The sequence below is a fragment of the Pseudomonas abietaniphila genome (assembly GCF_900100795.1).
GTDB lineage: Bacteria > Pseudomonadota > Gammaproteobacteria > Pseudomonadales > Pseudomonadaceae > Aquipseudomonas > Aquipseudomonas abietaniphila.
Window position 1 is genome coordinate 361,425 of the sequence record NZ_FNCO01000004.1, and the last position, 23,372, is coordinate 384,796.

General features: G+C 59.0%; 18 protein-coding genes and 1 pseudogene. 9 read left to right on the forward strand and 10 right to left on the reverse strand.

Translation table 11 applies throughout. The annotated features are described in order from the left end of the window. Positions 1 to 5: 5 nt before the first annotated feature. Genes BLS87_RS10820 through tagH form a run of 7 tightly spaced genes read right to left on the reverse strand, consistent with a single transcriptional unit; the run spans position 6 to position 9,503 of the window. Positions 6 to 737: a PP2C family protein-serine/threonine phosphatase gene (locus BLS87_RS10820; RefSeq protein WP_074752475.1), complete on the reverse strand. Its 732-nt coding sequence runs from the start codon at positions 735 to 737 to the stop codon at positions 6 to 8. Next, positions 738 to 1,391 (reverse strand): type VI secretion system-associated protein TagF, encoded by a 654-nt coding sequence (gene tagF, locus BLS87_RS10825; RefSeq protein ID WP_074752476.1) that lies wholly within the window; start codon positions 1,389 to 1,391, stop codon positions 738 to 740. Further along, a complete protein-coding gene (tssM, locus tag BLS87_RS10830; RefSeq protein WP_074752477.1) occupies positions 1,388 to 4,891 on the reverse strand; it encodes a type VI secretion system membrane subunit TssM in 3,504 nt (1,167 codons plus the stop codon). Before tssM ends, tagF begins: the two co-directional genes overlap by 4 nt. Further along, positions 4,888 to 6,219: a DotU family type VI secretion system protein gene (locus BLS87_RS10835; protein WP_074752478.1), complete on the reverse strand. Its 1,332-nt coding sequence runs from the start codon at positions 6,217 to 6,219 to the stop codon at positions 4,888 to 4,890. The genes tssM and BLS87_RS10835 overlap by 4 nt, the downstream gene beginning before the upstream one ends. A 6-nt stretch (positions 6,220 to 6,225) precedes the next feature. Continuing rightward, positions 6,226 to 7,560, reverse strand: coding sequence for a type VI secretion system baseplate subunit TssK (gene tssK, locus BLS87_RS10840; RefSeq protein WP_074752479.1), 1,335 nt, complete (start codon positions 7,558 to 7,560; stop codon positions 6,226 to 6,228). Between the two features lie 15 nt (positions 7,561 to 7,575). Next, positions 7,576 to 8,082, reverse strand: coding sequence for a type VI secretion system lipoprotein TssJ (gene tssJ / locus BLS87_RS10845; protein ID WP_074752480.1), 507 nt, complete (start codon positions 8,080 to 8,082; stop codon positions 7,576 to 7,578). Between the two features lie 56 nt (positions 8,083 to 8,138). After that, positions 8,139 to 9,503, reverse strand: a complete 1,365-nt coding sequence (gene tagH / locus BLS87_RS10850; protein WP_074752481.1) for a type VI secretion system-associated FHA domain protein TagH — start codon at positions 9,501 to 9,503, stop codon at positions 8,139 to 8,141. 470 nt (positions 9,504 to 9,973) lie between these two features. On the opposite strand from tagH, the gene tssA reads away from it, so the two are divergent. From tssA to tssI, 9 genes are all read left to right on the forward strand, one after another. Beyond that, positions 9,974 to 10,993 (forward strand): type VI secretion system protein TssA, encoded by a 1,020-nt coding sequence (tssA, locus tag BLS87_RS10855; protein ID WP_074752537.1) that lies wholly within the window; start codon positions 9,974 to 9,976, stop codon positions 10,991 to 10,993. Between the two features lie 105 nt (positions 10,994 to 11,098). Further along, positions 11,099 to 11,629 (forward strand): type VI secretion system contractile sheath small subunit, encoded by a 531-nt coding sequence (gene tssB, locus BLS87_RS10860; RefSeq protein ID WP_074752482.1) that lies wholly within the window; start codon positions 11,099 to 11,101, stop codon positions 11,627 to 11,629. A gap of 15 nt (positions 11,630 to 11,644) precedes the next feature. Next, the gene (tssC, locus tag BLS87_RS10865; protein ID WP_074752483.1) at positions 11,645 to 13,138 is read left to right on the forward strand and encodes a type VI secretion system contractile sheath large subunit; all 1,494 of its coding nucleotides are present in this window, start codon (positions 11,645 to 11,647) and stop codon (positions 13,136 to 13,138) included. 77 nt (positions 13,139 to 13,215) lie between these two features. Next, positions 13,216 to 13,704 carry an Hcp family type VI secretion system effector gene (locus tag BLS87_RS10870; protein ID WP_074752484.1) on the forward strand — a complete coding sequence of 163 codons (489 nt, stop codon included), beginning with the start codon at positions 13,216 to 13,218 and terminating at the stop codon, positions 13,702 to 13,704. A 78-nt stretch (positions 13,705 to 13,782) separates the two neighbouring features. Beyond that, the gene (gene tssE, locus BLS87_RS10875) at positions 13,783 to 14,304 is read left to right on the forward strand and encodes a type VI secretion system baseplate subunit TssE (protein ID WP_143024353.1); all 522 of its coding nucleotides are present in this window, start codon (positions 13,783 to 13,785) and stop codon (positions 14,302 to 14,304) included. Continuing rightward, on the forward strand, positions 14,301 to 16,160 hold the full coding sequence (gene tssF, locus BLS87_RS10880; protein WP_074752485.1) for a type VI secretion system baseplate subunit TssF: 1,860 nt from the start codon (positions 14,301 to 14,303) through the stop codon (positions 16,158 to 16,160). The genes tssE and tssF overlap by 4 nt, the downstream gene beginning before the upstream one ends. Then, positions 16,124 to 17,203 (forward strand): type VI secretion system baseplate subunit TssG, encoded by a 1,080-nt coding sequence (gene tssG, locus BLS87_RS10885; RefSeq protein ID WP_074752486.1) that lies wholly within the window; start codon positions 16,124 to 16,126, stop codon positions 17,201 to 17,203. Before tssF ends, tssG begins: the two co-directional genes overlap by 37 nt. After that, positions 17,196 to 19,874: a type VI secretion system ATPase TssH gene (gene tssH, locus BLS87_RS10890; protein WP_074752487.1), complete on the forward strand. Its 2,679-nt coding sequence runs from the start codon at positions 17,196 to 17,198 to the stop codon at positions 19,872 to 19,874. The genes tssG and tssH overlap by 8 nt, the downstream gene beginning before the upstream one ends. A gap of 131 nt (positions 19,875 to 20,005) precedes the next feature. Then, entirely contained in the window at positions 20,006 to 21,946 is a 1,941-nt protein-coding gene (gene tssI / locus BLS87_RS10895) for a type VI secretion system tip protein TssI/VgrG (RefSeq protein WP_074752488.1), read from the forward strand. Positions 21,947 to 21,967: 21 nt separating this feature from the next. Here the strand turns inward: tssI and BLS87_RS10900 are convergent, their stop codons facing one another. The 3 genes and pseudogenes from BLS87_RS10900 to BLS87_RS34615 all read right to left on the reverse strand — a co-directional run bounded on the left by BLS87_RS10900 (position 21,968) and on the right by BLS87_RS34615 (position 23,189). Continuing rightward, positions 21,968 to 22,393 (reverse strand): GTP pyrophosphokinase, encoded by a 426-nt coding sequence (locus BLS87_RS10900; protein ID WP_208605154.1) that lies wholly within the window; start codon positions 22,391 to 22,393, stop codon positions 21,968 to 21,970. Positions 22,394 to 22,496: 103 nt separating this feature from the next. Beyond that, complete coding sequence (locus BLS87_RS10905) at positions 22,497 to 22,787, reverse strand: hypothetical protein (RefSeq protein WP_244165826.1); 291 nt, start codon at positions 22,785 to 22,787, stop codon at positions 22,497 to 22,499. A gap of 140 nt (positions 22,788 to 22,927) precedes the next feature. Continuing rightward, a pseudogene (locus BLS87_RS34615) lies at positions 22,928 to 23,189 on the reverse strand (hypothetical protein). Positions 23,190 to 23,372: the final 183 nt, after the last annotated feature.

Here is a 23,372-nt window from a genome sequence, read left to right on the forward strand (position 1 = left end):
GGTCTTCAAGAAGCTTTCACGACGATGGCCGTGATGTTGTCGGGGGCACCCCGAGTCAGTCCCAGATGCACAAGGCTGCGGACCACTTGATAGGGGTCGGCATGTCCCAACACATCGCGAATTTCGCGATCTTCTGCGGTCTTGTTGAGGCCATCGCTGCACAGCAGATAGGTGTCGCCAGGCTGAACGTCGAGATTGACCATCGCCAGGTCCAGCGTGTCTTCGACGCCGATGGCACGGGTGACGAAGTTCGCGCGCGGATGCACGCGGGCTTCGGCTTCGCTGAGCAGACCGCTGTCCTGCAGCTCCTGCACATAGCTGTGATCCCGGGAAATGCCCTGCAATTTGCCATCGCGCAGCCGATACAGGCGGCTGTCACCCGCCCATAGGCAAACACCCTGATTAGACTGAGCCGCCAGCACCACCACGGTGCTGCCCATCAGGGTGACTTCGCGCCTCAGGGTTTCTTCTCGCACCGCCGCGTTCACTTGGATCAGTGCGGTACGCAGTGCACAGGTGTAAATCGCCAACGATTCCGATGGCGAAACGTGACGCAGGCTGTCGACGATCAGACTCGCGACATAATCCCCCGCTGCATGCCCGCCCATGCCGTCGGCGATGGCCCACACGCCGTTTTCAGGTAATTCCAGAAACGCGTCTTCATTGATCTGGCGCACCAGGCCGACATGGCTATAGCTGGCAGAGCGGTAACGGATACTTTCAGGCAGTGCGGACATCTAGATTGATGCTCCTTGTCCCAGCAAATAACTGCCGAACTCGGCGGCATCAGGCAGCCCCGGGCAGCGCATAAGTCCGGGAGCAATACGTTCGCAGCCCCTGCCCCACCAAAGGCTGGCCCCCACGCATGCGGTTTCGGCAAGCGCCCGGTGACGTGCTTGTGGGTCACTCGCGCCAGTGCGCTGCAGCCCCGCGAAAAGATGGATGGGCTCACAGGCAGTCGTCGGCAGAAAACCGAGCACGGAAACACTGTCGTCGAAGGCTGAAAAATCGGTGTCCTCTTCCAGCGTCGCCAGCATCAGGGCTTCGACCTGCTCGAACCAGCATTCAGGCGCACTGACCAACGCCGCGAGGGACTGGTCAGGCTCAATGGTCTGCGCGATGGTCAGCGGAAAATAACGCCCGACCCGGTCGATGCTTGGCATCAACACACCCACTACGGCTTGCGGGCCGCACACATCGGGCGCCAACACAAAACGCCACAGAGGGCTCACCAGATAAGCGTCGAGCCAGTCCGCGCCGAGCTGTTGTTGGCTGACATGCAATCCGGCCGCAAGCCACGCGTCCCAAGGTTCAACAAAACTCTGCGGCAAGCCGCGACTGACAAAGTCGCCGCGACTGGCCAACTTGCCGTAAAAACCAAGCGTCGTCATAACCGCTCCGGCAGACTGAAGCCGCTCAACACACGGCTTTTGAACGGATTGAAAGCGCTGTTGGCACGTAGCTCGTAGGAAATACTGGCGTTGTCGACGCGCAGCCGCAGGTTGAAGCGATCAGGCGACCCGCCGCTGACCAGATCTGATCGCTCCAGCAAACGGAACCAGGCCCACGGGCCATCCAGGGTGATACCCGAACGACCGCTGGCGGCAGGTGGTGAAATCGACAGGCGTACGACGCCGATACTGTCAGGGTTAGGCCACTGCATCGCGACCGGACGACTTGGGCCGTGGTCGTAGCTGATCTGCTGGCCGTCAAGATCGAGCAGAAATTGCGTGATCGAAGCGTCCATCGCCACCGGCTTGAGCTCGAATCGTACGGTCGGCTGTACCCCGCCAGAGCGGAAGAACGCATCGCGGATAGCGGCCGCGCGCTGGAACGTCTGCAGCACCGAAGCATTGATCCCCAGCTTTTGTGCGGCACCCGGCTGCCATCGCCAGGCTGAGGCAGACGTATCGACGTAGCTTTGCAGGTACTTGCGGAAGTAATTGTCCATCACACCGCCGACGCCGAAAAACTGGCCGAAGTCGTCGAGTGTGGCATCACGTGCGCTACCCGGCGCCAGGGGGTACCGGCCACTCAGCGATTGGCGATAAACGCTCACCACATCGCTGACCCATGCTGCGTTCAGCTGATTGCGAACCCCGCCCATCATGGTATTGGTCGTCGAGCTGACAACCGATTTGATCAACCCTCGCACCGCAGGCGGTTGTCGGTCGGCATTCAGGTTTACCCGAGTGGCCGCTGCGCTCGCCGAGTTCTTTGCCTCGCCCAGCAACGCCTCGCCGCTGGCACCGACCATCGCACTGACCTGCACGTACAAGGCGTTCATGTCAGCCAGCAAACCATCAATAGCAGCGGGCTCACCCTCGCCTTGGCTGACAAAAGCGTTGAGCTCGGCAAAGTGTGAGGAGAAAGGGTCATCGACACTGGCAGGCGTTGCGAAAGCGCTCGCGTGCTCCTGTCCCAGTATCGAACCCAGTCGTTGCTTGAGCTGATCGACTCCGCCCTCAACCTTTTTGCCTTGCTCGGCCAGCAGCTTGTCTTCCTGCTGCAGGTTGGTTTCTTTGGCGACCGCCACCAACAGTTTTTTCAGCGGAGACGCGGGGCCTGAGATCACCCGTAGCACGTCGGCAGCCTGCGCCACGCTGGTGATCGGCACGAAATCGACGTCAGCCAATAACGCATCCCAGTGACGCTGGTAATCCTGGAAGTACAAGCGACGTACATCGCCTGCGAGGCTTACGGCATTCTGTTGATCCGCACGATCCAGTCCTAACACCCATTGCTCTTCCGCCAACGTTCCGGCCTGACTCAGGCTCGCCGCCAGAAACACTTCGCGATAACCCTTGGCCGTGAAGAAACCACTTAACGGGTCACCCAAGGGCTTGCCGCTCTTGCGTGCGAACACCAGCGCGGCGTCACGCCCGCCGGCGTCGGTCATTCGGAAAGCCGGGACACTCTCCGGCAGTTTCTGCCGCTTCACCCGGTCATACACCCGCTGCGCAACCGGCAATTGTTGCAACTGCCGACGCAAGTCATCGATCAGCCGCTGATCCAGACGCGCAGTCGGCGGGTGGCGCTCGAAAAGCGCCTGCAAATGCTCGCCCAATGCCTGACGCTGATCAGGCGGCAGATCACGGGGCAGACTCTGATCCCAGTCCAGCGCGACCCAGGCCTTGATGAAATCGGCGTCGTAGTGATCGCGGTCAGCAAGCATCAGGTAGGCCTTCAGCCCTTCATAAAGGAAATCCGAACTGCCACCGCTGCGCAGTTGCTCTTCCACGCGTGTAACCAGACGCGGGGCGAACACGGCGATCAGCAGCTTTCGATACACGCTGCCGGATTCGGCCTCCAGCATGGCGCCCTGATACAGCCCCAGGCCCCGCGACATTCCCGGCGGGTCGCCTGCCAGACCGCGCACGGCGTTCAGCAAAGGCAGCACGGCCAGAACGTCACGCTGAGCCGGACTCAGGCTCTCCACGCTCAGCCCCAGCGGCGCGACTTTCTCATTGACCTGAGTGATGTAAGCCTGGTTGGCGCGATAGCTGATCACCCAGAGCGTGCCGACCAGCAGTACCGCCGCGACGGTCATCGCCAATGCGGAGCGGGCGAGCCATTTGCGTCGGCGCTCGACTTTCGGATTCACGCCTACCAGCCCACGCTCTGCGAACGCCACCGCAGTAAACAGTTTTTCAATGAAGTAGCTGCGTCCGGTTCCGGTCTGCCGCGCCAAATGCTGGCGGTCCAGATTCATGCTCTGCGCCATCGCACCGATCAAACGGTCAATCGGGCTGCCTTCCTGAGTGCCGCTGGTGAAGTAAACGCCTCGCAGCAACGCGCGGTCTTCAAACGCATTGGGCTGGAACACACCGTCGAGGAAGGTCTTCAGGGTCTCTTTGAGTGCACCGAATTGCTGCAGAAACCCATAGATCAGATCCCGCCGAGCCGGATCGCGCTCTTGCTGCAAGCGCTCCACCAGACGCGCACTCAGCCGCTGTTCTAGCATCGCAAACTCGCTGAGAAAGTCCGCGAGCGGGCCATCGGCATGCTTGCCGTCATCAAGGGCGAACGTCATGCCCCAGACCTGCTTACGTTCCTCCTTGCTCAGGGCGTCGAAGAATTCCATGAAGCCAGGCACCAGATCGAGCTTGGTGAGCATCACGTAGATCGGGAAACGCACGCCAAGCTGGCTGTACAGCTCTTGTATCCGCGCCCGAATAGCCACGGCGTGTGCGGTGCGCTCAGCCTCACTGCCCAGCAAAAGGTCGGACAGGCTGATGGCAATGAAGGCCCCATCGACAGGTCGCCGCGAGCGTTGGGTTTTCAATAAGTCGAGAAACCCGAGCCAGGCCGCTTTGTCGACCGGGGCATGGCTGTCCTGTGTGGTGTAACGCCCGGCGGTGTCGAGCAGCACGGCTTGATCAGTGAACCACCAGTCACAATTACGCGTACCACCGACCCCGCGAATAGCGCCCGCACCCATCTGCGCCGCCAGCGGAAAGTGCAGGCCGGAATTGATCAACGCGGTGGTTTTACCCGAACCCGGCGGGCCGATGATCACGTACCACGGCAACTCATAGAGATTGCGTCGTTCGTCACCGCCCAGTTGGGCTTTTTTCAACAATTTGAGCGCGTCGTCCATTCGCTGGCGCAAGGTCGCAAGCTCTTCAGCAGTGGCGATACTGGCAGGGTCGGGTGCTGCTTCTGCGGCCAGACTTTCCAGCACTTTTGCCGCATGACGTCGGGCCTGAACAATGCGAAAGACTCGCCAGACGATCCATGCTACGAACAGCACAACGATCAACGCCCAACGCCGGCCTTCTGGCACCAGCACGTCAAGCAGCGGACCGACGAACCAGATGATCAGACTCAGCGCGATCAGGCCAAGAACCGGCACGACCCAGCGAAGGAAAAAACCAAAAAACGCCTTCACTCGACGCCCTCCGCCATTACAGTGATTTCAACCCGGCGATTCTTTGCGCGCCCTTCGGCTGTGGTGTTAGGCGCCAGCGGTTCGGTATCGCTGCGCCCCTCGGCGGAGAAACGCTCCGGCTGGCCCGTCTTGGCGGAGAGCATCTGTAGAACCTGCTCGGCCCGCGCCTGGGAAAGCGCCCAGTTGGAGGGAAATCGAAGGGTGGCGATGGGACGGTTGTCACTGTGGCCGGTGATCCGTACCTGACCTTTGACTTTGCGGATCGCGTCGGCGATGCGCAGCATCAGCGGTTGAAAGTCGTCGACGATGGTCGCGCTGCCGGACGAGAAAATTTCATCGCCTCGAATAGTCACCACCGATCGGTCGACGGCGTCTTCAACCACCACGCGGTTAGCCTTGATGTCTTCGACCAGAAACCCTGCCAAACGAGGCCGCTCGACGACCCTGGGCTGCACCACTGCAGGCGTGATGGCTTGCACGGGAATCTCGCCCAGCGCATGAATGCGTTTGAACACCGGCTCCGCATCGGCAGCCAGCTTGAGACGTAACCCAAACAACAGCAGTAACAGCAGCGCCAACCCGATTGCCACGCCGACCCAGGGCGGCATGAACTGCGACAAGCGATCTCGTACCACTGCCAACCCGCGCCAATGCGGCGACAGTTCACGTTCGAACTCGCCGCGAGCCCTGCGAATCGCTGCGCCGGTGCGCTCACGCAGGGCTTCCAGCTGGCTGCGGCCATCGTTCATGACGCGATAGCGGCCTTCGAAACCCAGGCACATGCACAAGTACAACAGCTCAAGCAGATACAGGCGTTCACGTGGGCTTTGCAAGCAATGCTCCAACAGCTTAAACACCTTCTCGCCGCCCCATGCTTCGTTGTGGACGGTAATCAACAGGCTCTGCTTGCCCCACTCACTGCTGCTGCCCCATGGCGTGCTGAGTACGGCCTCATCGAGAGCTGCACACAAGGCATAACGCGCGAGCATCACTTCATTGCGCACCACGCCCGTCGCTTCGGCGCGTTCTTCAAACTGGCGCAGATACGCGAGCAACTGGGCGCGCAAGCTGGCGGGGGCCGGGTGCGCGATGGTGCTCCGCAGTCGGGTGAGCAATGCGAGCAATGGAGCCGCAGCGGCTTCCAGTGGATTCAAACCTTTCCCCTGCCCGGTGGGTAAAGGCGCAGCAGGCATCGACAACGGTGGTGGCGGCGGTGAGGAATCAGCGCGACCGGCAGACTGCGGAGCGCGTCCACCCGGTCGCGGCATAAACTGGGTGCGATCGCTCGCCGGCAACGGAGGGTTGAAGGGTTCGTCGTGGGAAGGCATCTCGCTTTATCCTCGGATGGCCCAGAAGGCCAGGTTCAAGCCGGGGAACTCGCCCGCGATGTGAAACGCAAACCCACCGGAAGTCGCAAACTGCGCCCAGCACTCACTGCCACGATCGAGCTCGTAATAGGTAGAGCCCGCGTGAAACGGAATCTGCCGCGGGGCCACCGGCAACGGCAAGAGGTTCACGCCGGGGAGCTGCAGGTTGACCAGATCACGGATTTTCTCCACTGAACCGATCTTGCTCTGTTGAGCAAAACGCCCGCGCAACGTCTCACTGGGCATGTCGGCACGGACGACGAGGACGAAACTGGCGTTGTCGATCAACGTGCGGTCCGCAAGCATCGCGACATGAACGCCATAGGCTTTTTCGACGATGGGAATCGGCGTGGCCTTGCTGTCAATCAGCATCGAGAGTGCCTCACGCAGCGCCTGCATGACGGGAGCAAAGCTCGCAGCGAGATCGCCGTGCTGGTAGCGCAAGAACTCTTCCGGCCTGCGCCCCGACGTAGAAAAGGTCGCGAACTCGCCTGCCAGGCTCACCAGTTCGCTGTAAAAACGTTCCGGGTGCAATGGACTCAGCTGAGTCAGGTGGCTGATTAAGGGTTCGGCTCGATTGACCAGTTGCAAAAGCATGAAGTCTGCGATTTCCGAGGCACCGCCAGCGCCCGAGGCGACCACCCGCCCTGCCAACGCCGCGCCACGCTGGTGCAGCAATCCCAAAATCTCGCTGCGAAAAGCCGTCAGCGGTTTGGAGACCGTCACATCGAGGATGGGCGGGATGTAACTCTCGTCGACAACCAGCGCCCGATCCGCGCGTTTTTCCTTGATACTGACCAAACCGATCGCGGCGTAATCGCCAAGCCCGTCCTTGTCGGTCAACAAACGCAGGGCTCGCGCGGCGACGGCCACCGGTGCACGGTTCTCAAACGGAGCGTTATCGTCCCGAACTTCGCGGACCTGACTGACAAAGCGTGCGCCGCCAGGCGTCTCACCCTCATCGACCGTGTCGCGCTGCCCGGCGCGCTTGAGCGGCAAGGCCAGATACACCAGACCGTCGCGCAGGTCGTCGTCGATGTTCAGCGGGCTCGGGGCCAGATCGTCCTGGGGAATGTTGAACGGCGTGCCATCCGGCAACAATCCGCGCGCCGTCACGATGGCCAGCTTGCCTTGAGCCAGCAGACCTTGATCCAGCAACAGCTCGGAAAAGCCCCATGCTCCGGCCGACAACGGACGGCTGCGGGCGTCGATGAGATTTTCGAGGTAACGGTCATGCTGCTGAAAGTGCTGTGTTCCGATGAACATGCCTTCCGACCAGACCACACGATTGTTCCAGGACATGGATTCTCCAATTGCCTACAGGGCGGGGCGAGTTGGGTGGGTGTTGGAGTCGCTGCCGACGGCGCGTATGCCGAGCCCGATCCGGAATTCGCGGGCCTGCCGCGGCTCGACCATCAGAACGGTGCGCCAGTGGGCCTGATCGATTTCGCGGTAGCCCACCACCAGACCGATCTGACGTGTCGCGCTGTTGAGACTGCGATCCAGACTGAGCTGCTGGCCCGGCTGAACGAGTACTTCGTCTTGATCAATCAGATCGGCGCCCAGCGTGGTCTGCGCCCGCTCGGCCAGCGCGAAATAATCGGCGCGGGCAAAACTGGCGGTGTTTTTCAACTCATAGATACGCACGCGAACCGGCGAAGGCTGGCAATTTGCGCCGGGATTAAGGCCCGCAACGGCATCGAAATGCAGCGCAACGGTGGTGGCATCAGAGGCTTGTTCAACCGGCTGTGGCGATTCCGCGTTTTTGGCACAGGCAACCAGTAGCAGCGCCATGGCGGCTACCGACATAACTCTTCGAAACATCCTTCGTCCTCATGACGCACTGACTGTCTATCCGTTTTTTCCGTGGGCCGCGTCTCTCAGGAGCGGCTTAACCGTGCGCTGTGCTCTTCGTAGGCACGGCCAAATTCGCGACCGAACAAAACTTGAAAGTCCTCTTCTGCCTCGCGGGAAATCTGTGCGTAGCGTTCAGTGAACTGCTGCCAGTTCTGCGCCTGTTGTGAACCAAACAGGTTTGAAAATGCGCCGGACTTGCCCATGCGAGCTTCCAGCTCTGCGGGTTCGAAGCGCTTGAGCAATGCCTTGATCGCAGCCTCGACGCCGGCCATGACCGCCAACTGGTGTGCGCGCAAATCATCGAAGCTGTCCGCAATGGCCTGGTCCGGCGGCATGAACGCCCGATTGCCATGTCGCAGCAGCAACAGGAGCGCCTCATCGACATTCGGAGCGAATTTCAGAGGGTTGTTTTCCACAGGCCGAATCATCGTCTGCTGCAGACGAAACTCGCCTTTCAGGCTGCTGCGTGCGCGCAACACATCGATCAAGCCCTCGATCATCAGCCGGTAACTGCGACCGATGGACTCCATTTGCGCCTGTACCTGAGCAGGCTCGATACGCAGCTGATCGAGTCCGGCGCCGCGCAAAAACGCCGTGAGTAAATCGGGTTGATCACTGTTCGCTTGGTTTATGCACTGCTCCACCGCTGGCATGGACGGTGAGGCGCGGGACGGTTCGGGCCCCTGCTCCGGCGTTGGCGGGAGGACCGGCGATGTAGACATCGGCGTGGGCGCATCCGCGAAAAGGTCCCAGTCCTCCGGAATGACCCCGGGTGTCGACACAGGAACTGGCTGGGCAACCGGCTCCGGCGATGTGGCAGAAACGGGTGGACGGAAGTCGTGACGGTCCACCGGAGCGTGATCGGAGCGCGTCGCCGGGGGCACGTTTGACGGCGAAAGAAAATCAAACAAATCGGGAAACGTATCCTGTGCCGCGCCCCCTTGAAGATGCGCCGCAGACAGTGCTTCCAGCGGCGCCGGGGCAGCGCTGTTCTGGCGCCCCATCAGCGCCTCAAAATTGTTGGATGAATCCATACCCGCCAGACTCGAATCCGAGAGTTTTATTTCAAAATTTATTCGCGCACGGATCTCGTAGTCACCAATACGGATAACCTCGCCATCTTCAAGGGGTTCGCTGTTTCCGCGACGCAGGCGAACACCCGCGCTCACCAGCTCCACGCCATTAGTGCTGTGATCCGTCAGATAGTAGCGACCGTCTTTATATTGAATGACGCAATGCCTTGAAGAAACAAGACGTTCCGGATCTGGAAGAACCCAGTCATTTTCTTTTCCGCGGCCAATTGCCATTTCCCCGTTAACCATCGATTTTTCGGGGACTTGGCCGGGGGTTATCTTTTGATAACTGATGATAGTCAGACAGAGCGGCACGGCGTCTCCTTTCTTAAACTTCAAGTCCTTCGTGCCAGACTCGGAATTCTGTTCGCGGCAGTTGAATATCGTGCAAAAAAAGCTAGAAGCCCCAGAATTATGGCCCCCATGACTGGATTTTTCTGATTCTACACAGAGTCTCGCGACAACACTCATGGATGTATCCGGATAGTCCTGAGGGTTGTTACCGACATCACAACTGCCGCCGGCGGAGCATAGCTTACCTTGACAACCGATAACTTCCACAACAAAAATGCACAACTTCAAAAATACACGTGATGCCTCAGAGCCATTACAAACGACGCAAATAAGGATCTTTCTCTAGTTGCTGTAGGAAATTTCTCTGATAACTATATGATTTGTTCTGCAACGCCACGATCAGCATAGATATAAGGCTATTCCGTGATTAGCGTAGGAAGTTTCTCCGCTAACTATCTGACTTTCCCTCACCGATAAGGAGATCGACTTTGGTGGACGTTACTTTTTTGCTCGCCCCAGTTTCAGTCGATTCTCCCTGTGGTGATGACCTGGAATATGACGCGGACTTTCTGCAGCTGGAGCGCGACGCCCTAGGCAAGCCAGAGCGCACAATGGGCGACTCGGTCCAACCCGCAGAACCACCGCAGTGGCGCCAAATCGAACAATCCACCACCGATCTTCTGCAGCGCAGCAAAGACCTGCGCATCACTCATTTCCTTCTGCAAAGTGCTTTGGCCCTGAACGGGTTTTCCGGACTGGCCAACGCACTGACGCTGATCAACGGTCTGCTGGTCCGATACTGGCCTTCGCTTTACCCGCAGCTCGACGCCGATGACGATAACGACTCCACCGTGCGTATCAACGCACTCTCCGGCATCGCCTGCGATATGAACATTCGACTCCTGCGGGAGAGTTTGTTGACCCGTTCGCGGACCTTCGGACCGGTGAGCCTGCGCGCCGCGCTGAACGCCAGCGGCTTGCAAAGCTTCTCTGACGAACAACTCACCCCCGATAAGCTGGCAGGCGCCTTGCGCGACACGGATCCCGAACAGCTGTCCGCCGTAAGCTCCGCTTTGCAGGAAGCCCATGACGCGGCCGACGCCATCGAACGTTACGTTTCCGAGCAGGTGGGTTCAGCTCAGGGTGTGGACCTTTGCGCCTTGAAGCTGCCGCTTAAGCAAGCGCTGCACATCCTGGCCGAATACACCCCAGACGGTGTTGGGACAAACAAGCCCGTCGAAGGATCGGGGGAAGAAACCGCCGCCGAGAGCGCTTCGATTGCCATCGTTTCGCCCCGTGCCTCCGGAGACATCGCCCATCGTGACGATGTGGTGCGCAACCTCGACCGGATTCTCGACTACTACGCCCGACACGAGCCATCGAGTCCGTTGCCCGTGCTGTTGAGCCGGGCCAAAAACCTAGTGCACGCCGACTTCGCGGCCATTGTGCGCAACCTGATTCCCGACGGTATTTCCCAGTTCGAAAACCTGCGCGGCCCGGACGCCGAGTAACTCAGTCCGCTTTTGCAGGCTGTCTCAGGCAAGGATCACGCAACCCCGTTACCGGCCAACACCGATGACGCCATTCACGTCGCAGCAGCGACCAGGAGGAGCAACGTGGCGAACACCAGTTCTCAGAAATTCATTGCGCGCAACCGCGCCCCACGGGTTCAGATCGAGTACGACGTTGAGCTGTACGGCGCCGAGAAGAAGGTCCAGTTGCCCTTCGTGATGGGCGTAATGGCGGATCTGGCGGGCAAACCTGCCGAGCCTCTGGCAGCTGTAGCGGATCGAAAATTTCTGGAAATCGACGTCGATAACTTCGATTCCCGCCTGAAGGCAATGCAGCCTCGAGTGGCTTTTCACGTGCCAAACGAGCTGACAGGCGAAGGCAACCTGAGCCTGGATATCACTTTCGAGAGCATGGAGGACTTCAGCCCTGCGGCCGTGGCACGTAACGTCGATTCGCTGAAACAGCTGCTCGAAGCACGCACTCAACTGGCCAACCTGCTGACCTACATGGACGGCAAGACCGGTGCCGAAGACATCATCATGAAAGCGATCAAGGACCCGGCTCTGCTGCAGGCGCTGGCCAGTGCGCCAAAACCACAGGGTGCTGATTCACAAAGCACTGAGCCCAAGGCTTAATCAGGACGAACAATCATGACCGAATTGCTGCGTGATAATCAGCCCCAAACCAGCCTCAGCGAAGACGCCAACGCGTTTGCGTCGCTGCTGCTGCAAGAATTCAAACCCAAGACCGAGCGTGCCCGTGAAGCGGTTGAAACCGCCGTTCGAACGCTGGCCGAACAAGCACTCGCGCAGACCGATCTGGTGTCCAGTGACGCCATCACTTCGATCGAGTCGATCATTGCCGCCATCGACGCCAAGCTCACCGCGCAAGTGAACCAGGTGATCCATCACCCGGAGTTCCAGCAACTGGAAAGCGCTTGGCGTGGCCTGCACTACTTGGTCAACAACACCGAAAGCGATGAACATCTGAAGATTCGGGTGTTGAACATCGCCAAGCCGGAACTGCACAAGACCCTGAAGAAATTCAAAGGTACGGCGTGGGACCAGAGCCCCCTCTTCAAGAAGATGTATGAAGAAGAGTATGGCCAGTTCGGCGGCGAACCTTATGGCTGCCTGGTCGGCGATTACTACTTCGACCAATCACCGCAAGACGTCGAACTGTTGAGCGAGCTGTCCAAGACCTGCGCAGCGATGCATGCCCCGTTCATTGCCGCCGCATCGCCCACCGTGATGGGCATGGGATCCTGGCAAGAGCTGTCCAACCCACGCGATCTGACCAAGATTTTCACCACCCCTGAATACGCAGGCTGGCGATCTTTGCGTGAGTCCGAAGACTCCCGCTACATCGGCCTGACCATGCCGCGTTTCCTGGCGCGCCTACCCTATGGTGCCAAGACCGACCCGGTAGAAGCCTTCGCGTTCGAAGAAGACACCGACGGCGCCGACAGCGCCAAATACACCTGGGCCAATGCGGCGTATGCCATGGCGGTGAACATCAACCGCTCGTTCAAGCACTACGGCTGGTGCTCGCGGATTCGCGGGGTTGAATCCGGCGGCGAAGTGCAGAACCTGCCAGCGCACACCTTCCCGACCGATGACGGCGGCGTGGACATGAAGTGCCCGACCGAGATCGCGATCTCCGATCGCCGTGAAGCGGAACTGGCAAAAAACGGCTTCATGCCGCTGCTGCACAAGAAAAACACTGACTTCGCTGCGTTCATTGGCGCTCAGTCCTTGCAGAAACCCGCCGAATACGACGACCCGGATGCGACCGCCAACGCCAACCTGGCGGCGCGTTTGCCCTACCTGTTCGCCACCTGCCGTTTCGCTCATTACCTGAAGTGCATCGTGCGCGACAAGATCGGCTCCTTCAAAGAAAAGGACGAGATGCAGCGGTGGTTGCAAGACTGGATTCTGAACTACGTCGACGGCGACCCTGCTCACTCCACCGAAACCACCAAGGCCCAGCATCCACTGGCCGCAGCCGAGGTCGTTGTCGAGGACGTCGAAGGCAATCCGGGTTACTACAACTCGAAATTCTTCCTGCGCCCGCACTACCAACTGGAGGGCCTGACCGTTTCATTGCGTCTGGTTTCCAAGCTGCCGTCGGCCAAAGGCGCCTGATCTGACAACGAATCGAGCCGCGCTAACGCCGGCTCTGATTTAAAAACACCGCGGTGAAGACCTCGCGAGGAGAGAACATGGCTGTTGATATCTTCATCAAGATCGGCGACATCAAGGGCGAGTCCATGGACAAGGCCCATAAGGACGAAATCGACGTGTCGGCCTGGAGCTGGGGCATGTCCCAGTCGGGCAACATGCATGTCGGCGGTGGCGGCGGTGCTGGCAAGGTCAACATTCAGGACATCTCGCTGACCAAGTATGTCGACAAGGCAACACCGAACCTGATGATGCATTGCTCCAGCGGCAAGCACGTCGACAAGGTGACGCTGACCGTGCGCAAGGCGGGCGGCGAAAGTCAGGTCGAGTACCTGATCATCAACCTGGAAGAAGTGCTTGTCACCTCGCTGACCACTGGCGGGTCGGGTGGCGACGACCGCCTGACCGAAACCATCACCCTCAACTTCGCGCAGGTGCTGGTCGATTATCAGCCACAGAAAGCCGACGGCACCAAGGATGGCGGCCCGATCAAGTACGGCTGGAACATCCGCTCCAACACCAAGCGTTGATGTGCAACGCCCCAGAGCCAGAAGCCAAGGGGCGTTTGCTTTCCATTCGAATTCGAACCTGTACCCGGTGCCTGAAGTATGGCCTTGCCTTCCAACATGACCTCTCGCGACCGTCTGCAACCTTCGTTGCTTGACCGGTTGACCGACGAAGAGCCTGGCAATCTTCAGGAAAGCGCCGACAAACGCGTGCTCTCTTTGAATCAGCTGAAGGCCTCTGTCTTGCGTGACCTCACCTGGCTGCTCAACACCACCTCGTTGCTGACTGCCGATGCCACGCAGCACACGCCAGCCGGTACATCGGTCATCAATTACGGTCTGCCCGCGCTGGCCGGAAACAGCGTCTCGAGTATCGATGTGAGCATTCTGGAAAGTCTGATTCATCAAGCTATCGCGACGTTCGAGCCACGGATTCTGCGAAACACCCTGCGCGTGCGAGCGCAAACACTGCCGGACCAGATGAACCACAACGCTTTGAGTTTCGAGATCGAGGGCGATCTGTGGGCTCAGCCAGTGGCGCTGCCGTTGTTACTGCGAACGGATCTGGATCTGGAATCAGGTCACGTGCAGGTCGTACCTGCCGAACAACGGAGGCGCGCATGAATCCGCGTCTGCTGGAGCTGTACAACCAGGAGCTGCAACACGTGCGCGAAAGCGCGGCAGAGTTTGCCAAGGAATACCCGAAGATCGCCGGCCGCCTGACGCTGTCCGGGATCGACTGTGCAGATCCTTACGTCGAACGGCTGCTGGAAGGTTTTGCCTATCTGACCGCCCGCGTCCAGCTCAAGCTCGATGCCGAGTACCCGACGTTCACTCACAACCTGCTGGAGATCGCCTATCCGCACTACCTGGCGCCCACGCCGTCAATGACGGTCGTCCAGATGCAGATCAACCCGGACGAAGGCTCGTTGAGCGGCGGGTTTACCCTGCCTCGCGACACCGAGCTGCGCGCGACGTTGGGCCGTGATTCGCAAACCCCCTGCGAATATCGAAGCGCACACCCAGTGACATTGTGGCCCCTGAGCGTCAGTCAGGCCGACTACTTCGGCAATCCCACAACCGTGCTGGGACGGCTCGCGGCCAGCGAACCGAAGGCCAAAGCGGGTTTACGCATCACCTTGCGCAGTGGCGCCGAACTGCCGTTCAACACCCTGAGCCTGGATAACCTGCCGCTGTACCTCAATGGCGGGGACGAGCTTCCGTTTCGTCTGTACGAGCAGCTGCTCGGTAATGCCTGCGCAGTATTCGCACGCCAACCCGGCGCCGAGTGGGTCGAACGGCTCCCGAACGACGCGTTGAAATCCTGCGGTTTCGATGACCGGGAAGCCGCGATGCCTGTGGTTCCTCAGGCGTTCCAGGGTTACCGCCTGCTTCAGGAATATTTTGCTTTGCCTCAGCGTTACCTGTTCATTGACTTCAGCCAGCTTGGCAGAGCCGTTCAGCGGTGCACCGGACAAGACCTGGAACTGATCGTGTTATTCGACCGCTTCGACAAAAGTCTTGAAGGGAGCGTTGGATCCGAGCAGTTCGTGCCGTTCTGCACCCCTGCAATCAACTTGTTCCCTCGGCGGGTCGACCGGATTCACTTGTCTGATCGCGTCAATGAGCATCACGTGATCGCTGACCGGACTCGCCCGATGGATTTCGAAATCCATTCGCTGACCGGCGTGACCGGTTACGGGACAGGCCCAGAGCAAACCTTCCTGCCCTTCTATGCCGTACGTGACCCCTCGCGTTATGGCCGCGACAACGCCTATTACTCCCTGCGACGCGAGCCTCGCGTGTTGTCCAGCGAGCAGCGTCGAACCGGCACGCGCTCGACCTACGTGGGCAGCGAAACCTTCGTCAGCCTGGTGGACAGCCAGCAGGCGCCCTACCGCCATGACCTGCGCCAACTGGGGGTGAGCGCCCTGTGCACGAACCGTGATTTGCCGTTGTTCATGAGCACGGGCAGTGGCAAGACCGATTTTACGCTGGCGGACAGCGCGCCCGTTTCGTCGATTCGCTGCCTTGCCGGCCCCAGCCGTCCTCGCGCCAGCCACGCCCACGACCACAAGGCATGGCGTCTCATCAGCCAGTTGTCGCTGAACTACCTGTCACTCAGTGAACAAGGCCAAGGCGCTGCCGCGTTGCGCGAACTGCTTCGCCTGTATGGCGACAGCAACGATGCAGCGCTGCAGTTGCAAATCGAAGGCCTGCGCCACGTCAGCAGCACGCCTTGTACGCGGCGCCTGCCGATGCCGGGGCCCATCGTCTTCGGACGTGGTCTGGAAATTACGCTGGAGTTCGACGAAAACGCCTTCCGAGGCACCGGCGTTTTTCTGCTGGGTGCAGTGCTTGAGCGCTTCCTGGCGCGGTACGTCTCTATCAACAGCTTTACCGAAACCGTGATTCGTACCACCGAGCGCGGCGAGATCATGCGATGGAAAGCCAAGCCCGGTCGGCGTCCGACCCTGTGAGCACGCTCACTGACATGCACAAAGAGCCTTGGGAGTACGACTTCTTCCACGCGCTGCGCCGTATTGAAAGTGAATCGCCGCAACTGCCACGATTGGGCCATTCGATGCGTCTGGCAGATGATCCAGTGCGACTGGGGCAGCAGCCCGACTGCGCCTTCGCACCGTCGACAATGGCCGCACTGAACCCCGGCGACGATGGCAAACCGGCGCGACTTGAACAGTTTTTCTTCGGCCTTGGCGGTCCGAACGGCCCGCTACCTCTGCACTTGACCGAGTATGTGCGTGAGCGTCAGCGCAACCATGCAGACAGCACCAGCAAGCGCTTTCTCGACGTTTTTCACCATCGCCTGCTCTGTCTGTTTTACCGCGCCTGGGCGCAGGCACGCCCGACGGTCAGCCACGACCGACCCGAGGACGATTACTGGTCGGCGCGACTCGCCGCATTCAGCGGCCGCGGCATGCCGAGCCTGCTCAATCACGGCGTGATTCCCGACACGGCCAAGCTGCATTTCAGCGGCCATCTCTCGGCGCAAACCCGCTACCCGGATGGGCTCAAGGCGATTATCGAAGACTACTTCGGCCTGCCGGCGGCAATCGAAGAATACATCGGCCAGTGGCTTGAACTGCCGGAACGCAGCCGTGTCGCGGTCAGCGCCAATCGGCTGGGCGTCGACTTCTGTCTGGGGAGTCATGTCTGGGACCGCCAGCACAAATTCCGCATCCACCTCGGCCCGCTCAAGCTCGACGAATACATGGGCATGTTGCCCGATGGCGAGCCGTTCAAACATCTCGTGGCGTGGGTCGCCGAGTATCTGGGCCACGAACTGGATTGGGACCTGAACCTGATTCTGGAGCAGTCTCAGGTCCCGAGACTGCAACTCAACGGCCAGTTTCGACTGGGTTTCAACACATGGCTGGGGCAACCGGCGCAAGACGCCGACGAGTTGATTCTAGCCAGGCACTACGCCGATCACGCGGGCCCGGCAGAGCCAACATCACAAACCTCTCAACACCACCTCGCAGGGAGCACAGAACATGGGTGAGATCAGTCGCGCGGCGCTGTTCGGCAAGTTAAACAGCATCGGCTACAAGGCCATTGAAGCCGCAACCGTATTCTGCAAGCTACGGGGCAACCCATATGTGGAGCTGGCCCACTGGTTTCATCAGTTGCTGCAAATACAGGACTCGGACCTGCACCGCATCATCGGGAAGTTCAATGTCGAACCTGCCCGCCTGGCGCGCGATTTGACCGAAGCACTGGATCGCCTGCCACGCGGATCGACGTCGATGACCGATCTGTCCTCCCACGTTGAGGAAGCGGTTGAGCGAGGTTGGGTGTATGGCAGCCTGATGTTCGGTGAAAGCCAGGTGCGCACGGGCTATCTGCTGATCGGTATTCTGAAAACACCGAGTCTGCGCCATGGGTTACTGGCGCTGTCGTCTGAATTCGACAAGGTCAAAGTTGAAACCCTGAGCGAGCGCTTCGACGAATACGTCAGCGACTCTCCGGAAAACGCTCTGCGCGCCTGCGATGGTTTCAACGCGGGCGCGACACCCGGCGAGGCCAGCGGCGCCATCGCACCCAGCGCCATGGGCAAGCAGGAAGCCCTCAAGCGCTTTACCGTGGACATGACCGAGCAGGCGCGCAGCGGCAAACTCGACCCCATCGTCGGGCGCGATGAGGAGATTCGGCAGATGGTCGATATCCTCATGCGACGTCGTCAGAACAACCCGATTCTCACCGGCGAAGCAGGCGTCGGCAAAACGGCCGTCGTTGAAGGCTTCGCCCTGCGCATCGTCGCGGGGGACGTCCCGCCAGCGCTGAAAGACGTCGAGCTGCGCAGCCTTGATGTCGGTCTCCTGCAGGCCGGGGCAAGCATGAAGGGCGAGTTCGAACAGCGTCTGCGCCAGGTTATCGAGGATGTTCAAGCCTCGCCAAAACCGATCATTCTGTTCATCGACGAAGCCCATACCCTCGTCGGCGCGGGCGGTGCTGCCGGCACCGGCGATGCCGCAAACCTGCTGAAGCCAGCGCTGGCTCGCGGCACCTTGCGCACCGTCGCCGCCACAACATGGGCTGAATACAAGAAACACATCGAGAAAGACCCGGCCCTGACCCGGCGTTTCCAGGTCGTTCAAGTGGGTGAGCCTTCAGAAGACAAAGCCTTGCTGATGATGCGCGGCGTGGCGTCGACGATGGAAAAACACCATCAGGTGCAGATCCTCGACGAAGCGCTGCAAGCGTCGGTCAAGCTGTCTCACCGCTACATTCCGGCGCGCCAGTTGCCCGACAAATCCGTCAGCCTGCTGGACACCGCCTGCGCGCGGGTCGCGGTCAGCCTGCATGCCGTACCCGCCAAAGTGGACGACAGTCGTCGGCGCATCGAAGCCCTTGAAACGGAATTGCAGATCATTGCACGAGAGCACGCGATCGGGATCGATACCGGCGCTCGTCGGGCTAACAGCGAAGCACTGCTTAGCGATGAACGCCAACGTCTGATCGAGCTTGAACGCCGTTGGAGCGAAGAGAAATCACTGGTCGACGAGCTGCTTTGCACACGTGCCGAGTTGCGCGAAATCGCAGGCGTCGTCGATCAGGAAACGGGCGGCGAGCAAAATCATGCGTTGCGGGAAAAACTGGTCGACCTGCAGGCCCAACTCAGCGGTTTACAGGGCGAACATCCATTGATTCTGCCGACCGTGGATTTTCAGGCCGTAGCCTCGGTAGTCGCCGACTGGACCGGCATTCCCGTGGGTCGTATGGCCCGCAATGAACTGGAAACCGTGCTCAACCTCGATCAGCACCTGAAGAAACGCATCATTGGTCAGGATCATGCGCTGCAGATGATCGCCAAGCGCATCCAGACCTCACGGGCCGGCCTGGATAACCCCAGCAAACCCATCGGCGTGTTCATGCTGGCGGGCACTTCCGGCGTGGGCAAGACCGAGACCGCTCTGGCGCTGGCCGAGGCCATGTACGGCGGCGAGCAAAACGTCATCACCATCAACATGAGCGAGTTCCAGGAAGCTCATACCGTCTCGACGCTCAAAGGCGCTCCGCCCGGCTACGTCGGCTACGGTGAAGGCGGCGTACTTACCGAAGCGATAAGACGCAAACCTTACAGCGTCGTACTGCTGGACGAAGTGGAAAAGGCGCACTCTGATGTGCACGAAATCTTCTTTCAGGTTTTCGACAAAGGCGTGATGGAGGATGGCGAAGGTCGCGTCATCGACTTCAAGAACACGCTCATTCTGCTGACCACCAATGCAGGCACAGAGTTGATTTCGCATGTGTGCAAAGACGCGCAGAACGTCCCTGCCCCTGAAGACATTGCCAAAGCCTTGCGCCAGCCGCTGCTGGAGATTTTCCCGCCTGCGCTGCTAGGCCGGCTGGTGACCATTCCGTATTACCCGCTCAGCGACACGATGCTCAAGACGATTACCCGCTTGCAGCTCAATCGCATCAAGAAACGCGTGGAAAGTACGCACAACGTCGCCTTCGACTACGACGATTCAGTGATCGATCTGATCGTCTCGCGGTGTACCGAAACCGAAAGCGGCGGCCGGATGATCGACGCATTGCTGACCAACACCTTGTTGCCGGACATGAGCCGCGAATTCCTGACGCGCATGCTCGAAGGCAAGGCGATGGCGAGTGTGCGCATCGGCGTGCGGGATCACCAGCTGGATTATCAGTTCAGCGATGTCGGTTGAGCACCCTTAATCCCTGAAGGATCGCGCTTGCCCGCGAATGCGCTCGGTCTGAGACGAATGCATCAGCCGACCCAATGCATTCGCGCGCAAGCGCGCTCCTGCTAAAGCCATAAAAGCTATTGAGATAACCCATGCAATTCACGCAACTCACGCGCCTGGCGCAAGTCAGCAGCCCGCTGGGCCCGGACGTTCTGATCCTGAAAAACATGAGTGGCGGCGACGAGCTGGGGCGCCTGTTCGAATACGAGTTGCAACTGACCTCAAAGGACGACTCGATCGATCTCAATCAACTGCTGGGCAAGCCTGTAAGCCTGTCGCTGCAGCTCGGTGGAGGGAGCAGCCGCTACTTCCACGGGGTGGTTTCACGCTGCAGCCAGAACGTCGACACCGGTCAGTTCGCACGTTATCAGGTCACGTTGCGCCCTTGGCTGTGGCTGTTGACACGGACCACCGACTGCAAGATTTTTCAACACCTGACCATCCCGCAGATCATCAAGCAGGTCTTCCGGGACCTCGGATTTTCTGACTTCGAAGACGCGCTCTCCCGGCCCTACCGCGAGTGGGAATACTGCGTGCAATACCGCGAAAGCAGCTTCGACTTTGTCAGCCGTTTGATGGAGCAGGAAGGCATCTACTACTTCTTCCGCCATGAGAAAGACCGCCATGTGCTGGTGATGGCCGACGCCTATGGTGCTCACCACCCTGCGCCTGGTTACGACTCGGTGCCGTTCTATCCACCGGACGGCCAGCATCGCGAGCGCGATCACATCAGTGACTGGCGACTCGCACAGGCTGTGCAGCCCGGTTCGGTCGAGCTCAACGACTATGACTTTCAGCGACCTGGCGCGCGTATCGACGTGCGCTCGGCGATTCGCCGCCCCCATACGGCAGGCGACTATCCGCTGTACGACTATCCCGGCACCTACGTACAAAGCAAGGACGGCGAGCACTACGCTCTCACCCGCATCGAGGCGATCCAGAGTCAGCACGAGCGCGTTGAACTCAGCGGCAATGCCCGCGGCCTGGGTTCCGGCCATCTTTTCAGCATGAGCGGCTTCAGCCGCCAGGATCAGAACCGCGAATACCTGATCGTCAGCACCCGCTACCTGATCGCTCAGGAAAGTCTTGAAACCGGCAGCGCCTCCGCCGGCCTGCAATTTGAAAGCGCGCTGGGTTGCATCGCTGCACAACAAAGCTTTCGCCCGTTGCCGATCACACCGCGGCCCATCGTCAAGGGCCCGCAGACCGCCATCGTCGTTGGCCCAAGCGGTGAAGAAATCTGGACCGACCAGTTCGGCCGGGTGAAGGTGCATTTTTACTGGGACCGTCATGACCAATCCAACGAAAACAGCTCGTGCTGGATTCGCGTATCACAGGCCTGGGCAGGCAAGAACTGGGGCTCGATGCAAATCCCACGCATCGGGCAAGAAGTCATCGTCAGTTTTCTGGAAGGCGATCCGGACAGGCCAATCATTACCGGCCGGGTCTACAACGCAGAACAAACCGTCCCCTACGACTTGCCCGCCAATGCGACGCAAAGCGGCATGAAAAGCCGTTCGAGCAAAGGCGGCACACCGGCGAACTTCAACGAAATCCGCATGGAAGACAAGAAAGGCGCCGAACAGCTGTACATCCACGCCGAGCGTAATCAGGACATCGTGGTGGAGGTGGATGAGAGCCATTCGGTGGGGAATGACCGGAATAAAAGCGTTGGGCATAACGAGACGGTGACGATTGGTCTGGATCGATTGCGCGCGGTCCTACGCAACGACACGTTGCACGTTGGCGGCGCTAAGTCGGATAGCGTCAGCACCGGATATTTGATTGAGGCGGGCTCACAAATTCGATTGGTATGCGGTAAGAGCGTGTTGGAGCTCAACGCCAGCGGCGAAATTAATATTTCGGGCTCATCGTTCAAACTCTATGCCAGCGGTAAAGGGGACATTGATACGGGTGGACGGCTGGATTTGAACTCAGGCGGCGCGGGAGAAGTGGACGCCAAGGGCAAAGGCATCAAGAGCGTCATTGATGCAGCAGTAAAAGCCTTTTTCACGGGAAAGCCGAACGCGTGAGGTCGAGCGTCGAGATACAGGTCAAAGATTGTCGGAGAGGCGTCGTAACGCTTGGTGGTATTTAGCGACCCTCAGCAGATCCTTTTCGCTCAAGGTCGGCAACCTGGTGAGATCAAGGTTGTCCTCGATATCGGCGATCTTGACCTTCCTGGCCAACTCGTTAGGAATGATCCTTGAAATGAAATCGTTGTACTGCTCACTCGGGCGTTTAGAGAGGCAATCAATAGCTTCAATGGCATCCTCAGAAATGCCCAGCGCTCGCAGGTCCTCCAACGTGGTGTCACTGTCCTCGACTACATCGTGGAGCACACTGACGACCTGCGCATCCTGGTCGTCGAATTTCAGCATTAAACGCAGCGGATGTAGGATATAAGGCTTACCAGACTTGTCCACTTGCCCTGCATGAACCCGACAAGCTAATGCGATAGCCGCATCTATGATATTCATCGACGAAGAAAACCTTTTTCGTATAAATGGCAGGAAGTGATCCGGCGAGCGGGTAGCTTTCAGGTAATGTTCATCAACCACCAAGAAACTCAAAAGACCCAATCTAAACCTGCTCGACAACCAAAAAATCGGGCCCCAATTCAATACGAAGGCATGCTGCCAAACGATGCCCTTCAGCTTGAAATTCAGCTTCCAAGGCTTCGCTTTTGAATCCGGAATCCTGAGGAGAATCCAAATCCAATGTCTCATCATACGCACGTGCCCACTGAGCTAATCGAAGCCGAAGGTCATTCGAGAGGGGAAGCTCTTCCGGATCGACCTCTCCGACTTCTTCTGTAGACACATACCAAAGAGGGTGACATTGATAGTCCGCCATTGACTTGATCGTTTTCATTTGATAAATGCACCCCACTCATAATTGGACAAAGACCTCCGCTAGACATTATTAGCTTGATGTCATTTCCAGACTTTCTCTAACCAAAATAAATCGGCTGCCAACGACCATGACTGTCAGCGTCTAAGGGTGTTGCCACCTCAAATTATAGACCGTCTGTTTGTACTTGGCTTTACCATCAGAAGCTTGTCGAGCTCTCTACGCCGACAACGCATTACGAACGCCACGGCCGCTTCTAGATCAATTTGAAAGAGCTCAAACGTGGCACGGTCGATCTCGTAGTATTCCTCGTAGTCGACCATCCCATTACTAACAGGGAAGGACATATAAAAGCGGCCGCATGTCTCCTCGATTCCCAAGGAAAACATATGTTCACGACTGAAAAAAATCGTTAAATTTCATGGCACTCTCTAAAAAATTAAAGAATCCGCAATAAAGGCTTGAGCAGCAATTCCTCCTGCGTCTACCACTGCCTCACTGTCACGCAAGGGCTGATAGCCTCCCAGGAATCGACGCCGTTTCCGCCTATTTTGACGCCATCGGTTGGACTCGTCCGCGAAACCGAAATTTTTTTGCCCGTACCCA